Below are 18,853 nucleotides of genomic sequence, written 5' to 3'. Positions count from 1 at the left end.
GACTGAATCATGGATACGTTGAGCTACCTCGGCCAGGGCTTCGGTGTTGCCCTGACCCCCTACAATCTGATCACCGCGCTGATCGGCACGCTGATCGGCACCGTCGTCGGCCTGCTGCCGGGCCTGGGCCCGATCAACGGCGTGGCCCTGCTGATCCCGGTGGCCTTCGCCCTCGGCCTGCCGCCGGAGTCGGCGCTGATCCTGCTGGCCGCCGTGTACCTGGGCTGTGAGTACGGCGGGCGGATTTCCTCGATCCTGCTGAATATCCCCGGCGAAGCCTCCACCGTGATGACCACCCTCGACGGCTACCCCATGGCACGCAACGGCCTGGCCGGCGTGGCCCTGTCGCTGTCGGCCTGGAGCTCGTTCATCGGCGCCTTCATCGCCACCTGCGGCATGGTGCTGTTCGCCCCGCTGCTGGCGAAATGGGCGATCGCCTTCGGCCCGGCGGAATACTTCGTGCTGATGGTCTTCGCCATCGTCGCCCTTGGCGGCCTGGCCGGCGACCGACCGCTGAAGACGTTGCTGGCAGCGCTGCTCGGGCTGTTCCTCTCCAGCGTCGGCATCGACGCCAACAGCGGCGTGTACCGCTTCACCTTCGACAACATCCACGTCTCCGACGGCATCCAGTTCGTGGTGCTGGTACTGGGTCTGTTCTCGGTGAGCGAAATCCTCCTGCTGCTGGAGAAGACCCACCACGGCCACAAGATGGTCGAAGCCAGCGGGCGCATGCTGTTCAACGCCAAGGAAGCCGCCTCGGTCGCCGTGGTCAACCTGCGTTGCGGCCTGCTCGGCTTCATCATGGGCGTACTGCCCGGCGCCGGGGCGACCCTGGCCAGCGCCGTGGCCTATATGACCGAGAAGAAAATGGCCGGGGAGTCGGGCAAGTTCGGCAAGGGCGACCTGCGCGGCCTCGCCGCCCCGGAAACCGCCATCGGTGCCTCCGCCTGTGGCGCCCTGGTGCCGATGCTGACCCTCGGCGTGCCCGGCTCGGGCACCACTGCGGTGATGATCGGCGCGCTCAGCCTGTACAACATCACCCCCGGCCCGCTGCTGTTCCAGGAGCAGCCGAACATCGTCTGGGGCCTGATCGCCTCGCTGTTCATCGCCAACGTCATGCTGATCATCCTCAACGTGCCGATGGTCCGGGTGTTCACCCGCATCCTCTCGGTGCCGAACTGGGCGCTGGTGCCGGGCATCGCGATCATCACCGCGATCGGCGTCTACGCCGTGCACGCCACCACCTTCGACCTGTTCCTGATGGTCGCCATCGGCATCCTCGGCTACATCCTGCGCAAGCTGGATTTCCCGCTCTCGCCACTGCTGCTGGGCTTCATCCTCGGCGGGCTGATGGAGCAGAACCTGCGCCGCGCGCTGTCCATCTCCAACGGCGAACTGGGCATCCTCTGGTCCAGCCCCATCGCCATCGGCACCTGGGCACTGGTCGCGCTGATGCTCGGCCTGCCGCTGTACCGCGCCTGGCGCAAGCGCACCCGCCGCGCCCGCGAGGCGCTGGCTGACGCCGCGTAAACACAACCACGCTCGCCGCGTCGAGACGCGCGGCGACTTTCAAGGCCCGCCTTCGTGCGGGCCTCTTTTTTAGCGGGATCAGGATGCGCGGGAAACGCGCAGCGGAACCTTCCAGCGCTCACCGCTGACCGGCTTGGGGCAGACGACTTCAACGACCTTGCGGGTGAGCGCGCGCCCGTCTGGTGCCGAGAGTCGAATCTCCCCCCAGCGGGCATCCAGCGGCACCGAGCAGCGGGCGACGAGGATCTTGAGATTGGCTTCGGCGACGGTCCAGGTGGTGTTGCTGCGGGCGTTCTCGGCGGCCACGAAGGCGCGGGCCACCTGGTCGATTTCGTACAGGCACTGGACCGATTCGGTGGAGCGCCACTCTTCGAGGTGGGAGCCGGCGGCAAAGCCGCTCGCGCCGAGCATCAGCCCCGGCAGGACAGCCAGCCATGCACGCCGGAGCATCGGCATCACACCGGCGGCAGCGACCAGTCGATGGGCGTCAGGCCGTGCTGTTCGAGGAACTTGTTGGTGCGGCTGAAGTGGCCATTGCCGAGGAAGCCGCGGTAGGCCGACAGCGGCGACGGGTGCGCGGACTTGAGCACCAGGTGCTTCTGCGGGTCGATCAGCTTCTGCTTGCTCTGCGCGTGGGAGCCCCAGAGCAGGAACACCAGGTTCTCGCAGCGCTCGCTGACCACTTCGATAATCCGGTCGGTGAAGGGCTGCCAGCCGGCCTTCGCATGGGAGCCGGCGTTGGCCTGCTCGACGGTCAGCGAGGTGTTGAGCAGCAGCACGCCCTGCTCGGCCCAGTGCTGCAGATAGCCGTGGTTGGGGATCGGCAGATTGAGGTCGCGTTGCAGCTCTTTATAGATGTTCTGCAGCGACGGCGGCGTCGGCACGCCCGGCTGCACCGAGAAGCACAGGCCGTGGGCCTGGCCGGGGCCGTGGTACGGGTCCTGGCCGATGATCACCACCTTGATGCGCTCCAGCGGCGTGGTGTTCAGCGCATTGAAGATCAGCGGCCCGGGCGGGAAGATCACCTTGCCGGCAGCCTTCTCCGCGCGCAGGAATTCACCCAGTTGCTTCATGTAGGGCTTGTCGAATTCCTCGTGGAGGGCTTCTTTCCAGCTGGCTTCCAGCTTGATGCGATCTTCGTTGGTCATGGTGCGTCTGCCTGGTGAAACGAACCGGCACGCTAAGCAAGCGCCCCCGCCAAGTCAAGGCGCCTTGTGCCGCGCCGCGAGTGCCTGAGACAGGCGCGGCAGCCCGCTGCCCAGGCCCGCCAGCGTCCAGGCCAGCACCGCCACCGTCAGGCCGAGGTGGAACAGTTCGCGACGCGGTACACCGGCCAACTCACCACGGGTGCCGATCAGCAGCCCGCTGCCGATGAACAGCAGCGCACCGAGCAGGGCCAGCGCATAGCGCCGCGAACGCCCGGGCCAGGCGATCACCAGTAGCGCCAGGAGGTTGCTCAGCAGCGTGACCTGCGACGGCAACAGCACCAGCGCCATGCACGCCAGCAGCACCAGCGCCCGCTGCACCGGAGCGCCGGTCAGCCGCCCCAGCGCAATCAATGGCAAACCGACGGCGCCCGACACGACGCTGGCCAGGTGGTGCGGCTCGGCCATCGCCGCAACGCCGCCATACTCCAGCGCGCCCAGCAGCGCCGCCACGCCCATGGACAGGAACCCCAGCGCCCGCCAGCCCATTTGCCCGCGCAGGGCAAGCCAGGCGGCGACAGCGCAAGCCAGGGTCAGCAGCAGTTCGGCGATCACAGGCAGCATCAACGGGTTCCTTCTCCGGGTAGTCGGCGAAGACTAGCGAGCCACAGGGCAGTGCGCACGTTCAAGCACGCCAGCGCAGGTGACGCCATGCGCCAGCTTGCGTCCTTTCGCCACGCCCGGATTCGACCAAAGGCCAATGGGAGTGGCCAGCCAGTCTGTGCACAGTCCCTTCTTCGCTTCACCCGCCAATAAAAACAACAGGGAACGAACATGCGATTTCTGACTGCCGCACTCTCGCTGGTGGCTGCCCTCAGCTGCCTGGCGCACGCCGCCGAACCGATCAACCTCGGCCTCAATTACCCGCGCACCGGCTCCTACAAGGAAGAAGGCCTGGCACAGATGCGCGGCGCGCTGCTGGCCATCGACGAGATCAACGCCCAGGGCGGCGTGCTCGGCCGGCCGTTGCACCTGCTGAGCAAGGACGACGCCTCGCGCCCGGAAAAGGCCCTGCGCAATATCGACGCCATGGCCGCCGACGGCGCGGCGATGTTCTTTGGCGGGGCTTCCAGCGCGGTGGCCATCGCCGCCGGCGAACGCGCGGCGCAGAAGAAGCTGCTGTACTTCGGCACCCTCACCTACTCCAACGACACCACCGGCAAGGACGGCCAGCGCTACATGTTCCGCGAGTGCAACAGCGCCTGGATGAGCGCCCGCGCCCTGGGCAGCTACCTGGGCCGCACGCTGCCGGGCAAGCGCTACTTCTACGTCACCGCCAACTACACCTGGGGCCTGACCACCGAAAGTTCGCTGCGCCACTACACCGGCACCGAGGACGCCGCCCGGCATCCGTCGATCAAGGTGCCCTTCCCCGGCGCGCGCCTCTCCGATTATCGCGACGCACTGACCCAGGCGGCCGCGAGCCAGGCCGACGTGCTGGTGCTGGCTCTGTTCGGCGAGGACCTCGTGCACGCCATGCGCATCGCCGATGAACTGGGGCTGACGCGCAACCACCAGATCATCGCGCCCAACCTTACCCAGAGCATGGTCGAGCTGGCCGGCCCCGGCCTGATGCAGGGCGTGATCGGCACCGAACCCTGGACCTGGCAGGTGCCCGAGCGCGAAGGCTCGGCACGCGGCCAGGCCTTCGTGCGCGATTTCACCCAGCGCTACGGGGTCTACCCGGCCAGCTCCGCCGCCTCGGCCTACAGCATCGTCTACCAATGGGCCGACGCCGCCAGACGCAGCGGCAGCCTGGACAGCGACGCGCTGGTCAAGGCACTGGAAGGCCACCGCTACAACCTGCTCAAGGGCGAGCAGCAATGGCGCGACTTCGACCACCAGAACATCCAGCGCGTCTACGTGGTAAAGGTGAAGCCGCGCGACGAGGTACTGCGCGACCCGCTGCACCAGGACTACTTCGAGATCGTCGAGCACATGGACGGCCCCGAAGCGGCTCCGAGCCTCGCCGAGTGGCAGGCCGAACGCAGCGCCGCGGGCAAGCCGCTGACCCTGCAATGACTCAGCCGGTATGCAGCGCCCGGTAGTGACTGGGCGCCATGCCCACCACGCTCTTGAACAGCCGCGAGAAGTAGTACGGATCGGCGTAGCCCAGTTGCTCGGCGACCTGGCGTACTTCGAGATTGCCCTGGTCCAGCAGGCGGCAGGCGTGGGTCATCTTCAGCCGGATGAAGTCCTGGATCGGCGCCTGCCCGGTCAGTGCGCGATAGGTCTTGGCGAAGTGGAAGCGCGACAGGCGGAACTGCGCCGCCAGCTCGTCGAGGTTCAGCGCATCGTGCAGGTGCTCGTGCATCATCGCCTGCACCGCCTCCACGTCCAGCACCCGCCCGGACTTCAGCCGCGCCCGCGCCGGGCGCAGGGCCAGCGAGGTCAGCAGGCTCTGCAACAGGTGAGCGGCATGGATGAAGTGCGGCAGGCTCAGGCCCTGCCGACGCAGCGCCAGTAACGCATCGAACTCCCCGAGAAGGCGCGGCTGCACACCCACGCGCAGGCGCGGCGACTTGCCCAGCGGGCGCAGGAAGTCCTCCGCCAGGCGGCCTTCCAGGTGCACCCAGAAGATCGACCAGGGCCGCTGGGGATCGGCGCCATAGGCATGCGCGCGGCCCTTGGGCAGCACCAGCAGGTCGCCGCCGGTTACCTCGAATCGTCCATCCTGCGTTTCCAGCCAGCCATGCCCTGCGCTGCAGTAGATCAGCAGGTGATCGTCCGGCACCTGCCGCTCCATGCGGTGCCCCACCGCCGCCGGGTAATACCCCAGGGCCAGCGGATAGCAGGCCTGACCGAGCGGATGGCGGTCCAGCGCACGGCGCAGGCGCGGTGGGGTGATAAAGCGAACGCCTTGCTGCGGCAGCGGCCAGGTGGAAATCAGCGGACGGGACATGTTCGGTATTCCGGCGACGGCAAGACCAAGATCGTCCATCCCCTACACAAGATCGTCAATCCACAGCGGCAGACGCAACCGCTATAACCGAACAACCAGGCGTGCCCTGCGCACGCTGCTGTAGCCGACAAGAACAACCAGAGGTAGCTGCATGCATTTCGATCTGTCCGAAGAACAACGCCTGCTGGTGGATAGCGCCCGTGCCTTCGCCAGCCGCGAGCTGGCGCCCCACGCCGCCGACTGGGATCGCCAGCACCACTTCCCGGTGGAGGTGATCCGCCGCGCCGCCGAGCAGGGCTACCTGGGCCTGTACATCGCCGAGGAAGACGGCGGCCTGGGCCTGTCGCGGCTGTCTGCCTCGCTGATCTTCGAGCAACTGGCGGCCGGCTGCGTCGCCACCACCGCCTACATGACCATCCACAACATGGCCAGCTGGATGCTCGCCAGCTTCGGCGACGCCGCGCTCAAGGAGCAGTGGCTGCCGGGGCTGATTGGCGGCGAACTGCTCGCTTCCTATTGCCTCACCGAGCCGGACGCCGGCTCCGACGCCGCGCGCCTGCGCACCCGCGCCAAGCGCGATGGCGACGACTACGTGCTGGATGGTGCCAAGACCTTCATCTCCGGCGCCGGCGCCACCGACGTGCTGATCGTCATGGCGCGCACCGGCGAGGAAGGCGCCAAGGGCATCTCCTGCTTCCTGGTGCCGGCCAACGCCGAGGGCATCCGCTACGGCCGCAACGAGGACAAGATGGGCTGGAAGGCCCAGCCGACCCGCACCATCACCTTCGAAGGCGTGCGCATTCCCGCCGGCAATCGCATCGGGCCGGAGGGCCAGGGCTTCGTCTACGCCATGAAGGGCCTGGACGGCGGCCGCCTGAACATCGCCAGTTGCTCCCTCGGCGCGGCCCAGGCGGCGCTGGAGCAGTCGCTGCGCTATGTCGAGGAGCGCAAGCAGTTCGGCAAGGCGCTGGCCGAGTTCCAGGCGCTGCAGTTCAAGCTCGCCGACATGCTCACCGACCTCACCGCCAGCCGGCAGATGGTGCGCCTGGCCGCGCACAAGCTGGACCACAAGGACGGCGAGGCGACGCTGTATTGCGCCATGGCCAAGCGTTTTGCCACCGACCGCTGCTTCGCCCTGTGCAACGAGGCGCTGCAACTCCACGGCGGCTACGGCTACCTCAACGACTACCCGCTGGAGCGCTGGGTGCGCGACAGCCGCGTGCACCAGATCCTCGAAGGCACCAACGAGATCATGCGGGTGATCGTCGCCCGCCGTTTACTGGAACAGGGTGGGATGCTGGACCGCCTGCTCTGAAATCAAATGGCCGAACCGTAGGGCGCATAACCTGGAACAGGTTATCCGCCGACGCCTGGATGGCGGATAACGCTGGCGCGTTATTCGCCCTACGTAACTGGACCGCTTGCTGTGAAGCCTTCCCTGTAGGAGCGAGGGGGACGCCATCGTTATTGCTCGCGAACCATCTCCGCAGCGGGGTTGGGTCGCGAGCAAGCTCGCTCCTACGAAGAGCCTGGCACTGGAAAAACCGCCCGCCAATGCGGGTGCGATCGAACAGATCGGACATGGACGCGCCCTGCCGCGCACACCTAGAGTCCATGCCCATGACCGACAAGGAGATGCCCATGAGCAACGCCCTCGAGCCCTACAAGCCCGGAGTCTTCGACCTGACCCACAAGCTGACCGTCGAGAAACACGGCCACACCGCGCTGATCACCATCAACCATCCGCCGGCCAATACCTGGGATCGCGATTCGCTGATCGGCCTGCGCCAGGTGATCGAGCACCTCAACCGCGACGACGACATCTACGCCCTGGTGGTAACCGGCCAGGGCCCGAAATTCTTCTCCGCCGGCGCCGACCTGAACATGTTCGCCGACGGTGACAAGGCCCGCGCCCGCGAGATGGCCCGGCGCTTCGGCGAAGCCTTCGAGGCGCTGCGCGATTTCCGTGGCGTGTCGATCGCCGCGATCAACGGCTACGCCATGGGCGGTGGCCTGGAATGCGCGCTCGCCTGCGACATCCGCATCGCCGAACGTCAGGCGCAGATGGCCCTGCCCGAAGCGACCGTGGGCCTGCTGCCCTGCGCCGGCGGCACCCAGGCACTGCCCTGGCTGGTGGGCGAAGGCTGGGCCAAGCGCATGATCCTCTGCGGCGAGCGCGTGGATGCCGAGACGGCGCTGCGCATCGGCCTGGTCGAGCAGGTCGTCGACACCGGCGAAGCACGCGGCACGGCGCTGCTGCTGGCAGCCAAGGTCGCGCGGCAGAGCCCGGTGGCGGTACGCACCATCAAGCCGCTGATCCAGGGCGCCCGCGAACGCGGCCCGAGCACCTGGCTGCCGGAGGAGCGCGAGCGCTTCGTCGACCTGTTCGACGCCGACGACACTCGTGAAGGCGTGAATGCCTTCCTGGAAAAACGCGACCCGCACTGGCGCAACCAATAAGGCCCCGACCATGAATGTGATGTTCGAAGAACGCCCCGGCCTGCACGGCTTCCGCATCGGCGTGGTGACGCTGGATGCGGAGAAGAGCCTGAATGCCCTGAGCCTGCCGATGATCGAGGCGATGAACCACCAGCTGCGCGTCTGGCAGGCCGACGAGCAGATCGCCTGCGTGGTCCTGCGCGGCAATGGCGGCAAGGCCTTCTGCGCCGGCGGCGACGTACGCAAGCTGGTGGATGCCTGCCGCGAGAAGCCCGGCGAGGTGCCGGAGCTGGCCCGTCGCTTCTTTGCCGACGAATACCGCCTGGACTACCTCCTTCACACCTACGGCAAGCCGCTGATCTGCTGGGCCCACGGCTACGTGATGGGCGGCGGCATGGGCCTGATGCAGGGCGCCGGCATACGCATCGTCACCCCGAGCAGCCGCCTGGCCATGCCGGAAGTGAATATCGGCCTGTACCCGGATGTCGGCGCGACCTGGTTCCTCGCCCGCCTGCCCGGCCGCCTCGGCCTGTTCCTCGGCCTGACCGCCACGCAGATGAACGCCCGCGACGCCCTGGACCTGGACCTCGCCGACCGCTTCCTGCTCGACACCCAGCAGGAAGACCTGATCGACGGCCTGGTGCAACTGAACTGGCGCGAACAGGCCGAGGTGCAGCTGCACAGCCTGTTGCAGGCACTGGAAAACGAGGCTCGCGGTGAGCTGCCGGATGCCCAGTTGCTGCCGCGCCGCGAACGCCTGGACGCGGTGCTCGACAGCGCCAACATCACCGAGGCCTGGAACGCGCTGACCGCGCTGGTCGACGACGAGGACGCGCTGATTGCCCGTGGGGCGAAGACCCTCGCCGCAGGTTGCCCACTGACCGCCCATCTGGTCTGGGAACAGATACGCCGCGCGCGCCATCTGTCGACTGCCGAGGTGTTCCGCATGGAGTACGCGATGAGCCTGAACTGCTGCCGCCACCCGGAATTCCCGGAAGGCGTGCGGGCCCGGCTGATCGACAAGGACAACACCCCGCACTGGCACTGGCCGGATATCGCTGCCATACCTGATGCTGTGGTGAATGCGCACTTCGACGCGACCTGGGAGGGCGAGCATCCGCTGGCGGACCTCTAGCCCCCTGCAGGAGCGAGCTCGCTCGCGAACGGCCTCGCAGCGGGGCCAGATTCGCGAGCAAGCTCGCTCCTACAAACAGCAAAAGCGCTGGAGTGCCTGTCGTCGTTGAACAGGAGGAAACCAGCATGCAAACCATCGCCTTCATCGGCCTCGGCCACATGGGCGCGCCCATGGCCGCCAACCTGATCAAGGCCGGCTACCTGCTGCGCGTGTTCGACCTGGTGCAGAGCGCCATCGACGGCCTGGTCGCCCAGGGCGCCAGTGCTGCGCGCAGCGCTCATGATGCAGTGGACGGCGCCGACATGGTGGTCACCATGTTGCCGGCCAGCGGGCACGTCGAGGGGCTCTACCTGGGCAATGAGGGCCTGCTGGCGCACATCGCCCCCGGCACCCTGGTGCTGGAGTGCTCCACCATCGCCCCCGCCTCGGCGCGCAAGGTCCACCAGGCCGCCGCCGAACGCAGGATTGCCATGCTCGACGCCCCGGTCTCCGGCGGTACCGGCGGCGCCATCGCCGGCACCCTGACCTTCATGGTCGGCGGCGACGCCGAAGTGCTCGAACGCGCCCGCCCGGTGTTTTCCGCCATGGGCCGGAACATCTTCCACGCCGGCGGCGACGGCGCCGGGCAGGTCGCCAAGGTGTGCAACAACCAGTTGCTCGCCGTGCTGATGATCGGCACCGCCGAATCCCTCGCCCTCGGCGCCGCCAACGGGCTGGACCCTGCCGTGCTGTCGGAGATCATGCGCCGCAGCTCCGGCGGCAACTGGGCATTGGAGGTGTACAACCCCTGGCCCGGCGTCATGGAGAATGCCCCCGCCTCACGCGGCTACAGCGGTGGCTTCATGACGTCGCTGATGACCAAGGACCTGGGCCTGGCGCTGGAAACGGCGCAGGTCAGCGGCAACAGCACGCCCATGGGCAGCCTGGCACTGGCGCTGTATCGCCTGCTGGTAAAACAGGGGCATGGCGAGCAGGACTTCTCGGTGGTGCAGAAACTCTTCGATAACTGACCTTATTGTGAAGCCACGCTTACGAGTGCATGGCGTGAGGGTGGCTTTATCCACAGCCACACCCGGACGAAGATGAATCACCTGCCGGCCATAGCTGCAAGGCGCGGCCTTCCCTCCCACGAATAGGTGATTCCATGAACATTGCCCTGATCGGCGCCACCGGCCACGTCGGCCATTACTTCCTCGAAGAAGCCCTGCGCCGTGGCCATAGCGTGACCGCACTGGTGCGCGACCCGGCTAAGCTGCCGGCGCGCGACAACCTCAAGGTGGTCCAGGCCGACGTCTACGACCCGGCGCAGGTCGCCCGTGCCGTCGCTGGCCAGGATGTCGTCATCAGCGCTTTCAATGCCGGCTGGGGCAATCCGGATATCCGTGGCGCCCACGCCAAGGGCAGCCGCGCCATTCTCGACGGCGTGAAGGCGGCTGATGTGAAGCGCCTGCTGGTGCTCGGCGGCGCCGGCAGCCTGGAGATCGCCCCCGGCCAACGTCTGGTGGACAGCCCGGAATTCCCCGAGCAATGGAAACAGGGTGCGCTGGGCGCCGCCGACGCGCTGGACCAGCTGCGCGCCGAGAAGGAACTGGACTGGGCCTTCCTCAGCCCGGCGATGCTGCTCGATGGCGAAACCCGCAGCGGCAGCTTCCGCGTCGGCGGTGACCAGGTGTTGTTCGATGGCAACGGCGAGAGCCGCATCTCCCTGCCGGACCTGGCGGTGGCGATGCTCGACGAGGCCGAGCAGGCCAACCATCACCAGCAGCGGTTTACCGTGGCGTATTGATTCGCTTCGGCGGGTTCGCGAGCAAGCTCGCTCCTACAGATACCGGTTGCCGCATGGCGCTCTTGTAGGAGCGAGCTTGCTCGCGAAGCGTGTTCAAGCCAACGCGCAGGGGTGGAGCTGATCACAGACAGAGCCTGCTCCCGCACAGCTGAAACCCTGCACCCACAAAAAAGGGCCATCCCACGGGATGGCCCTTTTGCGCAGGCCTTCTCGGCTTAGCGTTCGCGCAGCGCCTCCGCCTTGGCCCGCAGGATGGGCTTGAGCAGGTAGCTGAGGATGCTCTTCTTGCCGGTCATGATGTCCACGGTGGCGATCATCCCGGGGATGATCAGCAGCGGCTTGTCGTCGCTGCCCAGGTGGCTTTTGCGGGTGCGCAGCTTGATCAGGTAGAAGCTGTTGCCGTCGTCATCGGTGACGGTGTCGGCGCCGATCTGCTCCAGGTCCGCCTGCAGGCCGCCATAGATGGTGTAGTCGTAGGCGGTGAACTTGACCATGGCGTGCTGGCCGGGTCGCAGGAAGGCGATGTCCTGCGGACGGATGCGCGCTTCCACCAGCAGGGTGTCGTCCAGCGGGACGATCTCGATCAGGTCGCTGCCCGGCTGGATCACGCCGCCGATGGTGTTCACCAGCAACTGCTTGACGATACCGCGCACCGGCGAGGTGACCAGGGTGCGGCTGACGCGATCTTCCAGCGCCTTGCCGGTGGCGGTGGCCTTGCTCAGTTCGGTGCGGGCTTCGTTGAGCTCCTTCAGCGCGTCGCTGCGGAAGCGCGAGCGGGTTTCGGCAACCTTGCGCTCCACTTCCTTCACCGCCGCCTCGGCCCGCGGGATCGCCAGGGTGGTGGCGTCGAGCTGGCCACGGTTCTCCACCTCGCCGCGCTTGAGGCGCAGCAGCTCCACCTGGGACATCGCGCCCTGGGCCACCAGCGGCTCGGACATGGAAATCTCCTGGCGCAGCAGGTTCAGGCTGTTGCGGTACTGCGCCTGCTTGGAGACGAACTCGCGCAGTTCCTGCTGCTTCTGCACCAGTTGCTGCTGTAGGCCGTCGGTTTCGTCCTTGAGCTGCTGCTGGCGGCTGTGGAACAGCGCTTCTTCGCTGCTGGCCTGGCCGGGCACCTTGGCGCGAACGTCATCGGGGATGTTCAGCGCGCGTTCTTCCACCTCGGCGGACAGCCGTTCCACGCGCAGGAACATCGCCAGGCGGTCGGCCTCGGTTTCGCCGACGTTGGACTGGAAGCGCGTCGGATCCAGGCGCATCAGCTGCTCGCCGGCCTGCACCACCTGCCCTTCGTGGACGAAAATCTGCGAAACGATGCCGCCCTCCAGGTTCTGGATCTTCTGCACCTTGGACGAGGGGATGGCCTTGCCCTCGCCGCGGGTGACCTCGTCGATCTGCGCGAAGTGTGCCCAGAGCAGCAGGAAGGCGACGAAGCCGATGAGGATCCAGATGGTCAGGCGCACCACGCGCGGCGCGTCCTCGATCAGCGCCTTGCTGACTTCCGGGAGCGGCTGGCCGGCGAGGTTGTCGCCGCCCTTGAAATAGCCACGGACAGAGTGGCGGATACTGCCCAGAGGATTAAGCGACACTGATCTGCCCCTTCTTCAGTGCATCCATGACCACGTCCTTCGGACCGTCGGCGATGATGCGGCCCTTGTCGATGATCACCAGGCGCTCCACCAGGCTGAGCATGGAGGCGCGGTGGGTGACCAGCAGCAGTGTCTTCTCGCCCATGATCGATTGCAGGCGCTGTTTCAGGCGCTCCTCGCCGGCGTTGTCCATGGCGCTGGTGGGTTCGTCCAGCAGCAGGATCGGCGGGTCGAGCAACAATGCGCGGGCCAGGGCGACGTTCTGCCGCTGGCCGCCGGAGAGGTTGTGGCCACGCTCGCCAACCTGCAGTTCGTAGCCCTGCGGATGCAGGCGGACGAACTCGTTCACGCCGGTCAGCTCGGCTACTTCCAGCACGCGTTCGTCATCGATGTAGCGCGCGCCGCTGACCAGGTTGTCGCGCAGGGTGCCGCTGAACAGGCTGATGTCCTGCGGCACGTAGCCGATGTTGTGGCGCAGCTCGCTGATGTCCAGTTGGCGCACGTCGGCGCCGTCGACCAGCAGGTTGCCGTTGTCGGGCTGGTGCAGGCCGACGATCAGCTTGGCCAGGGAGCTCTTGCCCGAGCCGCTGCGGCCGATGATGCCAATCTTCTCGCCGGCGCGGATCTGCAGGTTGATGCCGTGCAGCGCCGCGACCTGCTGGTTCGGGTAGGCGAAGTCGAGGCCGCGCATCTCGATGCCGCCGCGCAGCTGCGAGCGGGTCAGCGGGCGTTCGTCGGCATTGCGCTCCTGCGGCAGCTCCATCATCTGGTTGGTGGTGGCCATGGACAGGCGCGCCTGCTGGTAGCGCTGGATCAGCCCGGAGAGCTGGGTCAGCGGGCCGAGGGCGCGGCCGTTGAGCATGTAGCAGGCGATCAGGCCGCCCATGGACAGGTCGCCGGCGATGATCAGGTAGACGCCGCCGATGATCATGATGACCCCGGCCAGCGCCTGGATCAGCACGGTGATGTTCATTGCCAGGGTCGACAGCAGCTTGACCCGCAGCTCCAGGCGGCTGAGGGTGCCGATGGTCTGCTCCCAGAGGTACTGGCGCTCGCTCTCGGCGTTGTTGACCTTCACCGCGTCGAGGCTGGCGAGGGTCTCGATCAGGCTCGACTGGCGCTCGGCGGCCAGCGCCATGGTGCGGTTCATGGTTTCCACCAGGGGCCGCTGCATCAGCCAGCCCAGGCCGGCGGCCAGCGGGAAGGCAATCAGCGGGACGAACACCAGCGGCCCGCCGATGATGCCGATCACCAGCAGGATCAGCAGGGTGAAGGGCATGTCGATCAGGGTGGTCAGCGTGAGCGAGTTGAGGAAGTCGCGCAGCGTCTGGAATTCGTGGATGTTCTGGGCGAACGAGCCGACCCGCGCCGGGCGGTACTTCATGCTCATGCCGACGATACGCTCGAACAGCGTCGCCGAGATGATCAGGTCGGTCTTCTTGCCGGCCAGGTCCAGGCACAGGCCGCGCATGGTCTTGAGCAGCAGGTCGAACAGGTAGGCGCCGCTGATGCCGATGGCCAGCACCCAGAGGGTGGCGGCGGCCTGGTTGGGCACCACGCGGTCATAGACGTTCATCACGAACAGCGGCGCGGCCAGGGCGATCAGGTTGATCAGCAGGCTCGCGGCGACGGCGTCGACATACAGCCAGCGCGAGCGCTTGAGGGTGTCGCGGAACCAGCTCTTGGCGCGCGGGATGAGTTCGCCGTGCTGCAGGTCGAACTTGTGCTGCGGCTGGGCGAAGAAGGCCTGGCCGGCGTAGTCCTCGCCGAGCAGTTCGCGGCTGACGCGGACTTCGCCGCCGTCGCTCTCGGACAGCAGCAGGCGCGCATCGCCATTGCTCTCCCAGCCCAGCAGCACCGCGCAGCGTCCTTCGCGCAGCAGCAACATGGCCGGCATCGCCAGGGCGGGAATCTGCTCCAGCTTGCGCTGCAGCAGGCGCCCCTGCAGGCCGGCGCGAGCGGCCGCGCGGGGCAGCAGCTCGGCGGAGAGGCGCTGGCCGGGCAGCGGCAGGCCGCTGGTGAGCATGGCCCGGCTGGCCGGCTTCTGGTGCAGCTGACAGAGCGTCAGCAGGCTGTCCAGCAGCGGGTCGTCGAGCAGACCGCGTGGATCGTGGCTTAGGGGTACGGCGCTGACTTCTTGATCCACGCGGATGCTCTCTCGGGCAGGTTAGTTGAGGCCGGGCAGCTGGACTTTCGGCTTGACGTCTTCGGAAGCCACCGCGGCCATCGGCGCGACCACACCCTGGCTCTTGAGCAGTTCGCCCAGGGTGGCCTTGATGCGGTACTGGGTGAACAGCTCGGTGTACTTCAGGTCGGCCAGACGGCGCGAAGCGTTGAATAGTTCGTTCTCGCTGTCCAGCAGGTCGAGCAGGGTGCGCTCGCCGATGGTGAACTGCTTCTGGTAGGCCTCGCGCACGCGGGTGCTGTAGTCCACGTACTGGCGGGCGATCGGCAGCTGATCACGGGCGTTGTTCAGGGCGTTCCAGGACAATCCGAGTTCCTCGTTCAACTGGCGCAGGGCGTTGTTGCGGATATCCAGGGCCTGGTTCGCTTCGTACGACTTGGCTTCCAGCTCGGCCTTGTTGCTGCCACCGGCGAACAGGTTGTAGCGCATGCGCAGCATGGCCTGCCATTCGTTGTTGTGGCCTTCTTCTCCGTCGAGGTTGTTATCGGCACCGCGGGAAAGTTCTGCATCGAATCTCGGATAGAAGGTCGATTTCGCTGCTTCGTACTGCTTCTCGGCGGCAGCCACGTCGGACTCCGCGGAGCGCAGGATCGGGCTGTTCTCGACCAGTTGGCGACGGGCGGCCTGGAGGTCATCCGGCAGCTGGCCGGCAAGACCGCTCGGGTCGCTCAGGTCCACCGGGTCGCTGCCCACCACGCTGTAGTAGTTGGTGCGGGCGTCGGCCAGGTTGGTCTTCTCGGTCATCAGGTTGTTCTGCGCCTGGGCCAGGCGGGCCTCGGCCTGGTCCTGGTCGGCGAGGCGACCGACGCCACGGGAACTGCGCAGGCTGATCTGGTCGTAGACGCGCTGGTGATTCTTCAGGTTTTCCTCGGCCAGGCGAACCATTTCCTGACGGCGCAGCACATCGGTGTAGACCTGGGCGACATCCAGCGCGGTGCGTTCGGAGGTGCCGAGCAATGCGTAGGCGCGGGAGTTCACGTTGGCCTGCTGGCGGCCGACTTCGCTGGAGGTGGCAAAGCCGTCGAACACCATCTGGCGCAGGGCGAGGTTGGATTCGCCACGGTTCAGGGTTTCCCAGTGGTCGCCTTGGCCGCGGGTGGTGGTGTTGTCGGAGCCTTCACGGCCGTAACCGGCGGTCAGGTCGACGGACGGCAGGTAGCCACCCTTCGCAGCGCGCAGCTGCTTGTCCGCGGCGAGGCGGGAATTCACCCCGGCCTGGATTTCCGGGTGGTACTCCAGAGCCTTCTGCATGGCCTGGTTGAGCGAGTCAGCTTGAACGGGGAGCACGAATGCCAGGGCGAAGGGCACTACAGGGGCGAATCGCATGCGCATGAGGAAAACATCCTTATCAGTGAGATAGCCGCAGCGATTCGATTGCCGCAATCAGCGTCAAAAGACCGGCGAATGGCTGCAAGGAAAGCATCAAAAAGCGTGATGAATTTCACGCTAAATTTTTTTGGGCGAGCCACCGATATCAAAGTGACATCGATTTGCCAATTGTTTAGGATGGCAATCGAATGGTCAATACATTGGCATATACGTAATTTCTATCCGCTATAAGCCATGATTTTGACGCCAACTTTTTTGCTCTTACAGACAAGGGAATGCCTCCTGAGCCGACCTCGCACGCGGCCGGTCGGCAACCAGGCAAGCCTCACCAGGAGAAGTGCATGAGCAGCGTCGTCGCCGTCGTAAAAAGCATCATCGGCCAAGTGATTGCGGTGTCCCCCGAGGGCGTCCAGCGCGTCCTGGTTGAAGGTGACCGCATCTACCAGGGCGAGCAGTTGCTCACTGGCGCTTCCGGCGCGGTGACGCTCGACGTCGGCAAGGGCAAGCTGGTTGACCTGGGCCGCGACAGCCAGTGGAGCAGCGCCGACCTGCCGCAGGCCGAGACGCACCACGCAGCCGTGCAGGCAAACAACGCGCCGAGCACCGAGGACCTGCAGAAGGCCATCGCCGCCGGTCTCGACCCGACCCAGGCCCTCGCCCCCACCGCAGCGGGCCCGACTGCCGCTCCGTCGGCAGCTGGCGGCAATGGTGGCGTTGGCGGCGGTCACAGCTTCGTGGTGCTCGATGCCACCGCCGGGCACGTCGACCCGACCATCGGCTACACCACCGCCGGCCTGGACAACGGTGGCTCCGCGGGCGACGAGCGCCAGGGCGACCTGCCGCCCAACCTCGCGCCCGAATTCGGCGAAGGCAGCAACGGTGTGCTGAACCTCACCACCGCCGAGGACACCCTGCTCACGGGCACCTTCGCCGCCCGCGATCCGAACGGCGACACCATCAGCTACAGCGTCGGCCAGGCGCCGGCCAACGGCCTGCTGGTGCTCAATCCCAACGGCACCTGGCAGTACAACCCGAACGGCGACTACAACGGCGCCGACAGCTTCACCGTGATCGTCACCGACGCCCGTGGCGCGTCCAGCACGCTCGTCGTCAACGTCGGCATCACCCCGGTGAACGACGCTCCGGTGGCCACTGGCACCTATACCAGCACCGTCACCGACACCGCCGCCAACGACAGCTTCGCCGACATCAAGGGCCAACTGACCGCCACCGACGTCGACGACACCAACCTGACCTGGAGCGGCAGCACCAAGGGCGCCTACGGTGAACTCACCGTCAACGCCGACGGCAGCTACACCTACGTGGTCGACGCCAATGCGGTGAACGCCCTGCCCCTGGGGCAGAACCCGAGCGAAAGCTTCACCGTCACCGTGACCGACCCGTCCGGCGCTACCGACACCCGCGTCATCACCATCAACGTGCAGGGCGCCAACGACACGCCGGTTGCCCAGGATGGCCAGGCCAGCGTCACCGAGGACAGCGTGATCGGCGGCCAACTGCAGGCCACCGACCGCGACACCGGCAGCACCCTGACCTTCACCACCAACGGCAACCCGCCGGCGGGCTTCACCCTGAAGCCGGACGGCAGCTGGACCTTCGATGGCAAGGACCCGGCCTACCAGCACCTGGCCGAGGGCGAAACCCAGGTGGTGCAGGTGCCCTACACCGTCACCGACGAGCACGGCGCCACCAGCAGCGCCACGCTGACCGTGACCCTGACCGGCACCAACGACGCGCCGGTGGCCCTGCCGGGCGCAGCCACCACCGAAGAGAACACCGTGCTCAATGGCCAGGTGCCGGCCGCCAGCGACGTGGACGGCAGCGTCAGCGGCTACCAGCTGACCACTGGCGTCGGCCAGGGCAACGGCAGCCTGACCTTCAATCCGGACGGCAGCTACAGCTTCAACCCCGGCAAGGACTTCGACAGCCTCGCCCAGGGCGAAACCCGCGACGTGACCTTCACCTACCAGGCGAAGGACAACAACGGTGCGCTGAGTGACCCGCAGACCATCACCATCACCGTCACCGGCACCAACGACGCCCCGGTCGCCCAGCCGGGCAGCGCCACCACCGAGGAGAACACCGTTCTCAACGGCCAGGTGCCGGCCGCCAGCGACGTGGACGGCAGCGTCACCGGCTACCAGCTGACCACTGGCGTCGGCCAGGGCAACGGCAGCCTGACCTTCAACGCCGACGGCAGCTACAGCTTCAACCCCGGCAAGGACTTCGACAGCCTGGCCGATGGCGAAACCCGCGACGTCACCTTCACCTACCAGGCCAAGGACAACAACGGCGCGCTGAGTGACCCGCAGACCGTCACCATCACCGTCACCGGCACCAACGACGCGGCGGTGATCACCGGGCAGAGCAGCGTCAGCGCCGATGAAACCGACGCCCCGCTGACCCTCGGCGGCAAGCTGGACATCAGCGACGTCGACAGCCCGGCCAGCTTCCAGGCGCAGAGCAACGTCGCCGGCCTGCACGGCACCTTCAATCTCGGCACCGACGGCACCTGGACCTACACCGCCAACAGCGCCTACAACGAGCTGAATGTCGGCGACAAGCTCACCGACACCTTCACCGTGAAGGCCGCCGACGGCACCAGCAGCAGCGTGACCGTGACCATCAACGGCACCAACGATGCACCGGTGGCCAGCGCCACCACTGGCACCGTGAAGGAAGATGCGCAGATCAGCGGCCAGCTCGCCGCCACCGACGCCGACAACGGCGCCAAG

Annotated in this window: 15 protein-coding genes; 8 read left to right on the top strand and 7 right to left on the bottom strand. The window is 66.8% G+C overall.

What is annotated here, in order from left to right; genetic code table 11:
• Positions 1-9: 9 nt before the first annotated feature.
• Positions 10-1,530, top strand: a complete 1,521-nt coding sequence (locus tag N5C91_RS02585) for a tripartite tricarboxylate transporter permease (RefSeq protein ID WP_236200661.1) — start codon at positions 10-12, stop codon at positions 1,528-1,530.
• Positions 1,531-1,608: 78 nt separating this feature from the next.
• Here the strand turns inward: N5C91_RS02585 and N5C91_RS02580 are convergent, their stop codons facing one another.
• Genes N5C91_RS02580 through N5C91_RS02570 form a run of 3 tightly spaced genes read right to left on the bottom strand, consistent with a single transcriptional unit; the run spans position 1,609 to position 3,299 of the window.
• Positions 1,609-1,980 carry a hypothetical protein gene (locus N5C91_RS02580; RefSeq protein WP_279827682.1) on the bottom strand — a complete coding sequence of 124 codons (372 nt, stop codon included), beginning with the start codon at positions 1,978-1,980 and terminating at the stop codon, positions 1,609-1,611.
• A gap of 5 nt (positions 1,981-1,985) precedes the next feature.
• Positions 1,986-2,678: a uracil-DNA glycosylase gene (ung, locus tag N5C91_RS02575; RefSeq protein WP_236171944.1), complete on the bottom strand. Its 693-nt coding sequence runs from the start codon at positions 2,676-2,678 to the stop codon at positions 1,986-1,988.
• Between the two features lie 54 nt (positions 2,679-2,732).
• Positions 2,733-3,299 carry a hypothetical protein gene (locus N5C91_RS02570; RefSeq protein WP_279827677.1) on the bottom strand — a complete coding sequence of 189 codons (567 nt, stop codon included), beginning with the start codon at positions 3,297-3,299 and terminating at the stop codon, positions 2,733-2,735.
• A 210-nt stretch (positions 3,300-3,509) separates the two neighbouring features.
• On the opposite strand from N5C91_RS02570, the gene N5C91_RS02565 reads away from it, so the two are divergent.
• Positions 3,510-4,757 carry an ABC transporter substrate-binding protein gene (locus N5C91_RS02565; RefSeq protein WP_279827676.1) on the top strand — a complete coding sequence of 416 codons (1,248 nt, stop codon included), beginning with the start codon at positions 3,510-3,512 and terminating at the stop codon, positions 4,755-4,757.
• A gap of 1 nt (position 4,758) precedes the next feature.
• On the opposite strand, the gene N5C91_RS02560 is transcribed toward N5C91_RS02565, so the two are convergent.
• On the bottom strand, positions 4,759-5,637 hold the full coding sequence (locus N5C91_RS02560; RefSeq protein WP_236171949.1) for an AraC family transcriptional regulator: 879 nt from the start codon (positions 5,635-5,637) through the stop codon (positions 4,759-4,761).
• Positions 5,638-5,788: 151 nt separating this feature from the next.
• Here N5C91_RS02560 and N5C91_RS02555 point away from each other — a divergent pair, with 151 nt between their 5' ends.
• The 5 genes from N5C91_RS02555 (at position 5,789) to N5C91_RS02535 (ending at position 10,997) form a co-directional block, all read left to right on the top strand.
• On the top strand, positions 5,789-6,952 hold the full coding sequence (locus N5C91_RS02555) for an isobutyryl-CoA dehydrogenase (RefSeq protein ID WP_279827672.1): 1,164 nt from the start codon (positions 5,789-5,791) through the stop codon (positions 6,950-6,952).
• 326 nt (positions 6,953-7,278) lie between these two features.
• On the top strand, positions 7,279-8,097 hold the full coding sequence (locus tag N5C91_RS02550) for an enoyl-CoA hydratase (RefSeq protein WP_236171952.1): 819 nt from the start codon (positions 7,279-7,281) through the stop codon (positions 8,095-8,097).
• Between the two features lie 10 nt (positions 8,098-8,107).
• Positions 8,108-9,211, top strand: coding sequence for an enoyl-CoA hydratase/isomerase family protein (locus N5C91_RS02545; RefSeq protein ID WP_279827670.1), 1,104 nt, complete (start codon positions 8,108-8,110; stop codon positions 9,209-9,211).
• A 125-nt stretch (positions 9,212-9,336) separates the two neighbouring features.
• Complete coding sequence (gene mmsB / locus N5C91_RS02540) at positions 9,337-10,221, top strand: 3-hydroxyisobutyrate dehydrogenase (RefSeq protein ID WP_279827667.1); 885 nt, start codon at positions 9,337-9,339, stop codon at positions 10,219-10,221.
• 134 nt (positions 10,222-10,355) lie between these two features.
• The gene (locus N5C91_RS02535) at positions 10,356-10,997 is read left to right on the top strand and encodes an NAD(P)-dependent oxidoreductase (RefSeq protein ID WP_279827663.1); all 642 of its coding nucleotides are present in this window, start codon (positions 10,356-10,358) and stop codon (positions 10,995-10,997) included.
• A 215-nt stretch (positions 10,998-11,212) separates the two neighbouring features.
• On the opposite strand, the gene N5C91_RS02530 is transcribed toward N5C91_RS02535, so the two are convergent.
• Genes N5C91_RS02530 through N5C91_RS02520 form a run of 3 tightly spaced genes read right to left on the bottom strand, consistent with a single transcriptional unit; the run spans position 11,213 to position 16,100 of the window.
• The gene (locus N5C91_RS02530) at positions 11,213-12,583 is read right to left on the bottom strand and encodes an HlyD family type I secretion periplasmic adaptor subunit (RefSeq protein ID WP_236171958.1); all 1,371 of its coding nucleotides are present in this window, start codon (positions 12,581-12,583) and stop codon (positions 11,213-11,215) included.
• The gene (locus N5C91_RS02525; protein WP_236200669.1) at positions 12,573-14,729 is read right to left on the bottom strand and encodes a type I secretion system permease/ATPase; all 2,157 of its coding nucleotides are present in this window, start codon (positions 14,727-14,729) and stop codon (positions 12,573-12,575) included. The genes N5C91_RS02530 and N5C91_RS02525 overlap by 11 nt, the downstream gene beginning before the upstream one ends.
• Before the next feature lie 21 nt (positions 14,730-14,750).
• On the bottom strand, positions 14,751-16,100 hold the full coding sequence (locus tag N5C91_RS02520; RefSeq protein ID WP_236171961.1) for a TolC family outer membrane protein: 1,350 nt from the start codon (positions 16,098-16,100) through the stop codon (positions 14,751-14,753).
• A gap of 338 nt (positions 16,101-16,438) precedes the next feature.
• Here N5C91_RS02520 and N5C91_RS02515 point away from each other — a divergent pair.
• On the top strand, positions 16,439-18,853 hold a 2,415-nt coding region (locus N5C91_RS02515; RefSeq protein WP_279827651.1), incomplete at its 3' end, for a retention module-containing protein.

This window comes from Pseudomonas sp. GD03903 (assembly GCF_029840045.1).
GTDB lineage: Bacteria > Pseudomonadota > Gammaproteobacteria > Pseudomonadales > Pseudomonadaceae > Pseudomonas > Pseudomonas pseudonitroreducens.
Note: the sequence above shows the minus strand (reverse complement) of the source record. Positions and strands in the feature narration are given on the sequence as shown.

Coding starts and splice junctions, on each gene's coding strand:
- N5C91_RS02585 (WP_236200661.1), top strand. CDS start 10: ATGGATACGTTGAGCTACCTCGGCCAGGGCTTCGGTGTTGCCCTGACC.
- N5C91_RS02580 (WP_279827682.1), bottom strand. CDS start 1,980: ATGCTCCGGCGTGCATGGCTGGCTGTCCTGCCGGGGCTGATGCTCGGC.
- ung (WP_236171944.1), bottom strand. CDS start 2,678: ATGACCAACGAAGATCGCATCAAGCTGGAAGCCAGCTGGAAAGAAGCC.
- N5C91_RS02570 (WP_279827677.1), bottom strand. CDS start 3,299: ATGCTGCCTGTGATCGCCGAACTGCTGCTGACCCTGGCTTGCGCTGTC.
- N5C91_RS02565 (WP_279827676.1), top strand. CDS start 3,510: ATGCGATTTCTGACTGCCGCACTCTCGCTGGTGGCTGCCCTCAGCTGC.
- N5C91_RS02560 (WP_236171949.1), bottom strand. CDS start 5,637: ATGTCCCGTCCGCTGATTTCCACCTGGCCGCTGCCGCAGCAAGGCGTT.
- N5C91_RS02555 (WP_279827672.1), top strand. CDS start 5,789: ATGCATTTCGATCTGTCCGAAGAACAACGCCTGCTGGTGGATAGCGCC.
- N5C91_RS02550 (WP_236171952.1), top strand. CDS start 7,279: ATGAGCAACGCCCTCGAGCCCTACAAGCCCGGAGTCTTCGACCTGACC.
- N5C91_RS02545 (WP_279827670.1), top strand. CDS start 8,108: ATGAATGTGATGTTCGAAGAACGCCCCGGCCTGCACGGCTTCCGCATC.
- mmsB (WP_279827667.1), top strand. CDS start 9,337: ATGCAAACCATCGCCTTCATCGGCCTCGGCCACATGGGCGCGCCCATG.
- N5C91_RS02535 (WP_279827663.1), top strand. CDS start 10,356: ATGAACATTGCCCTGATCGGCGCCACCGGCCACGTCGGCCATTACTTC.
- N5C91_RS02520 (WP_236171961.1), bottom strand. CDS start 16,100: ATGCGCATGCGATTCGCCCCTGTAGTGCCCTTCGCCCTGGCATTCGTG.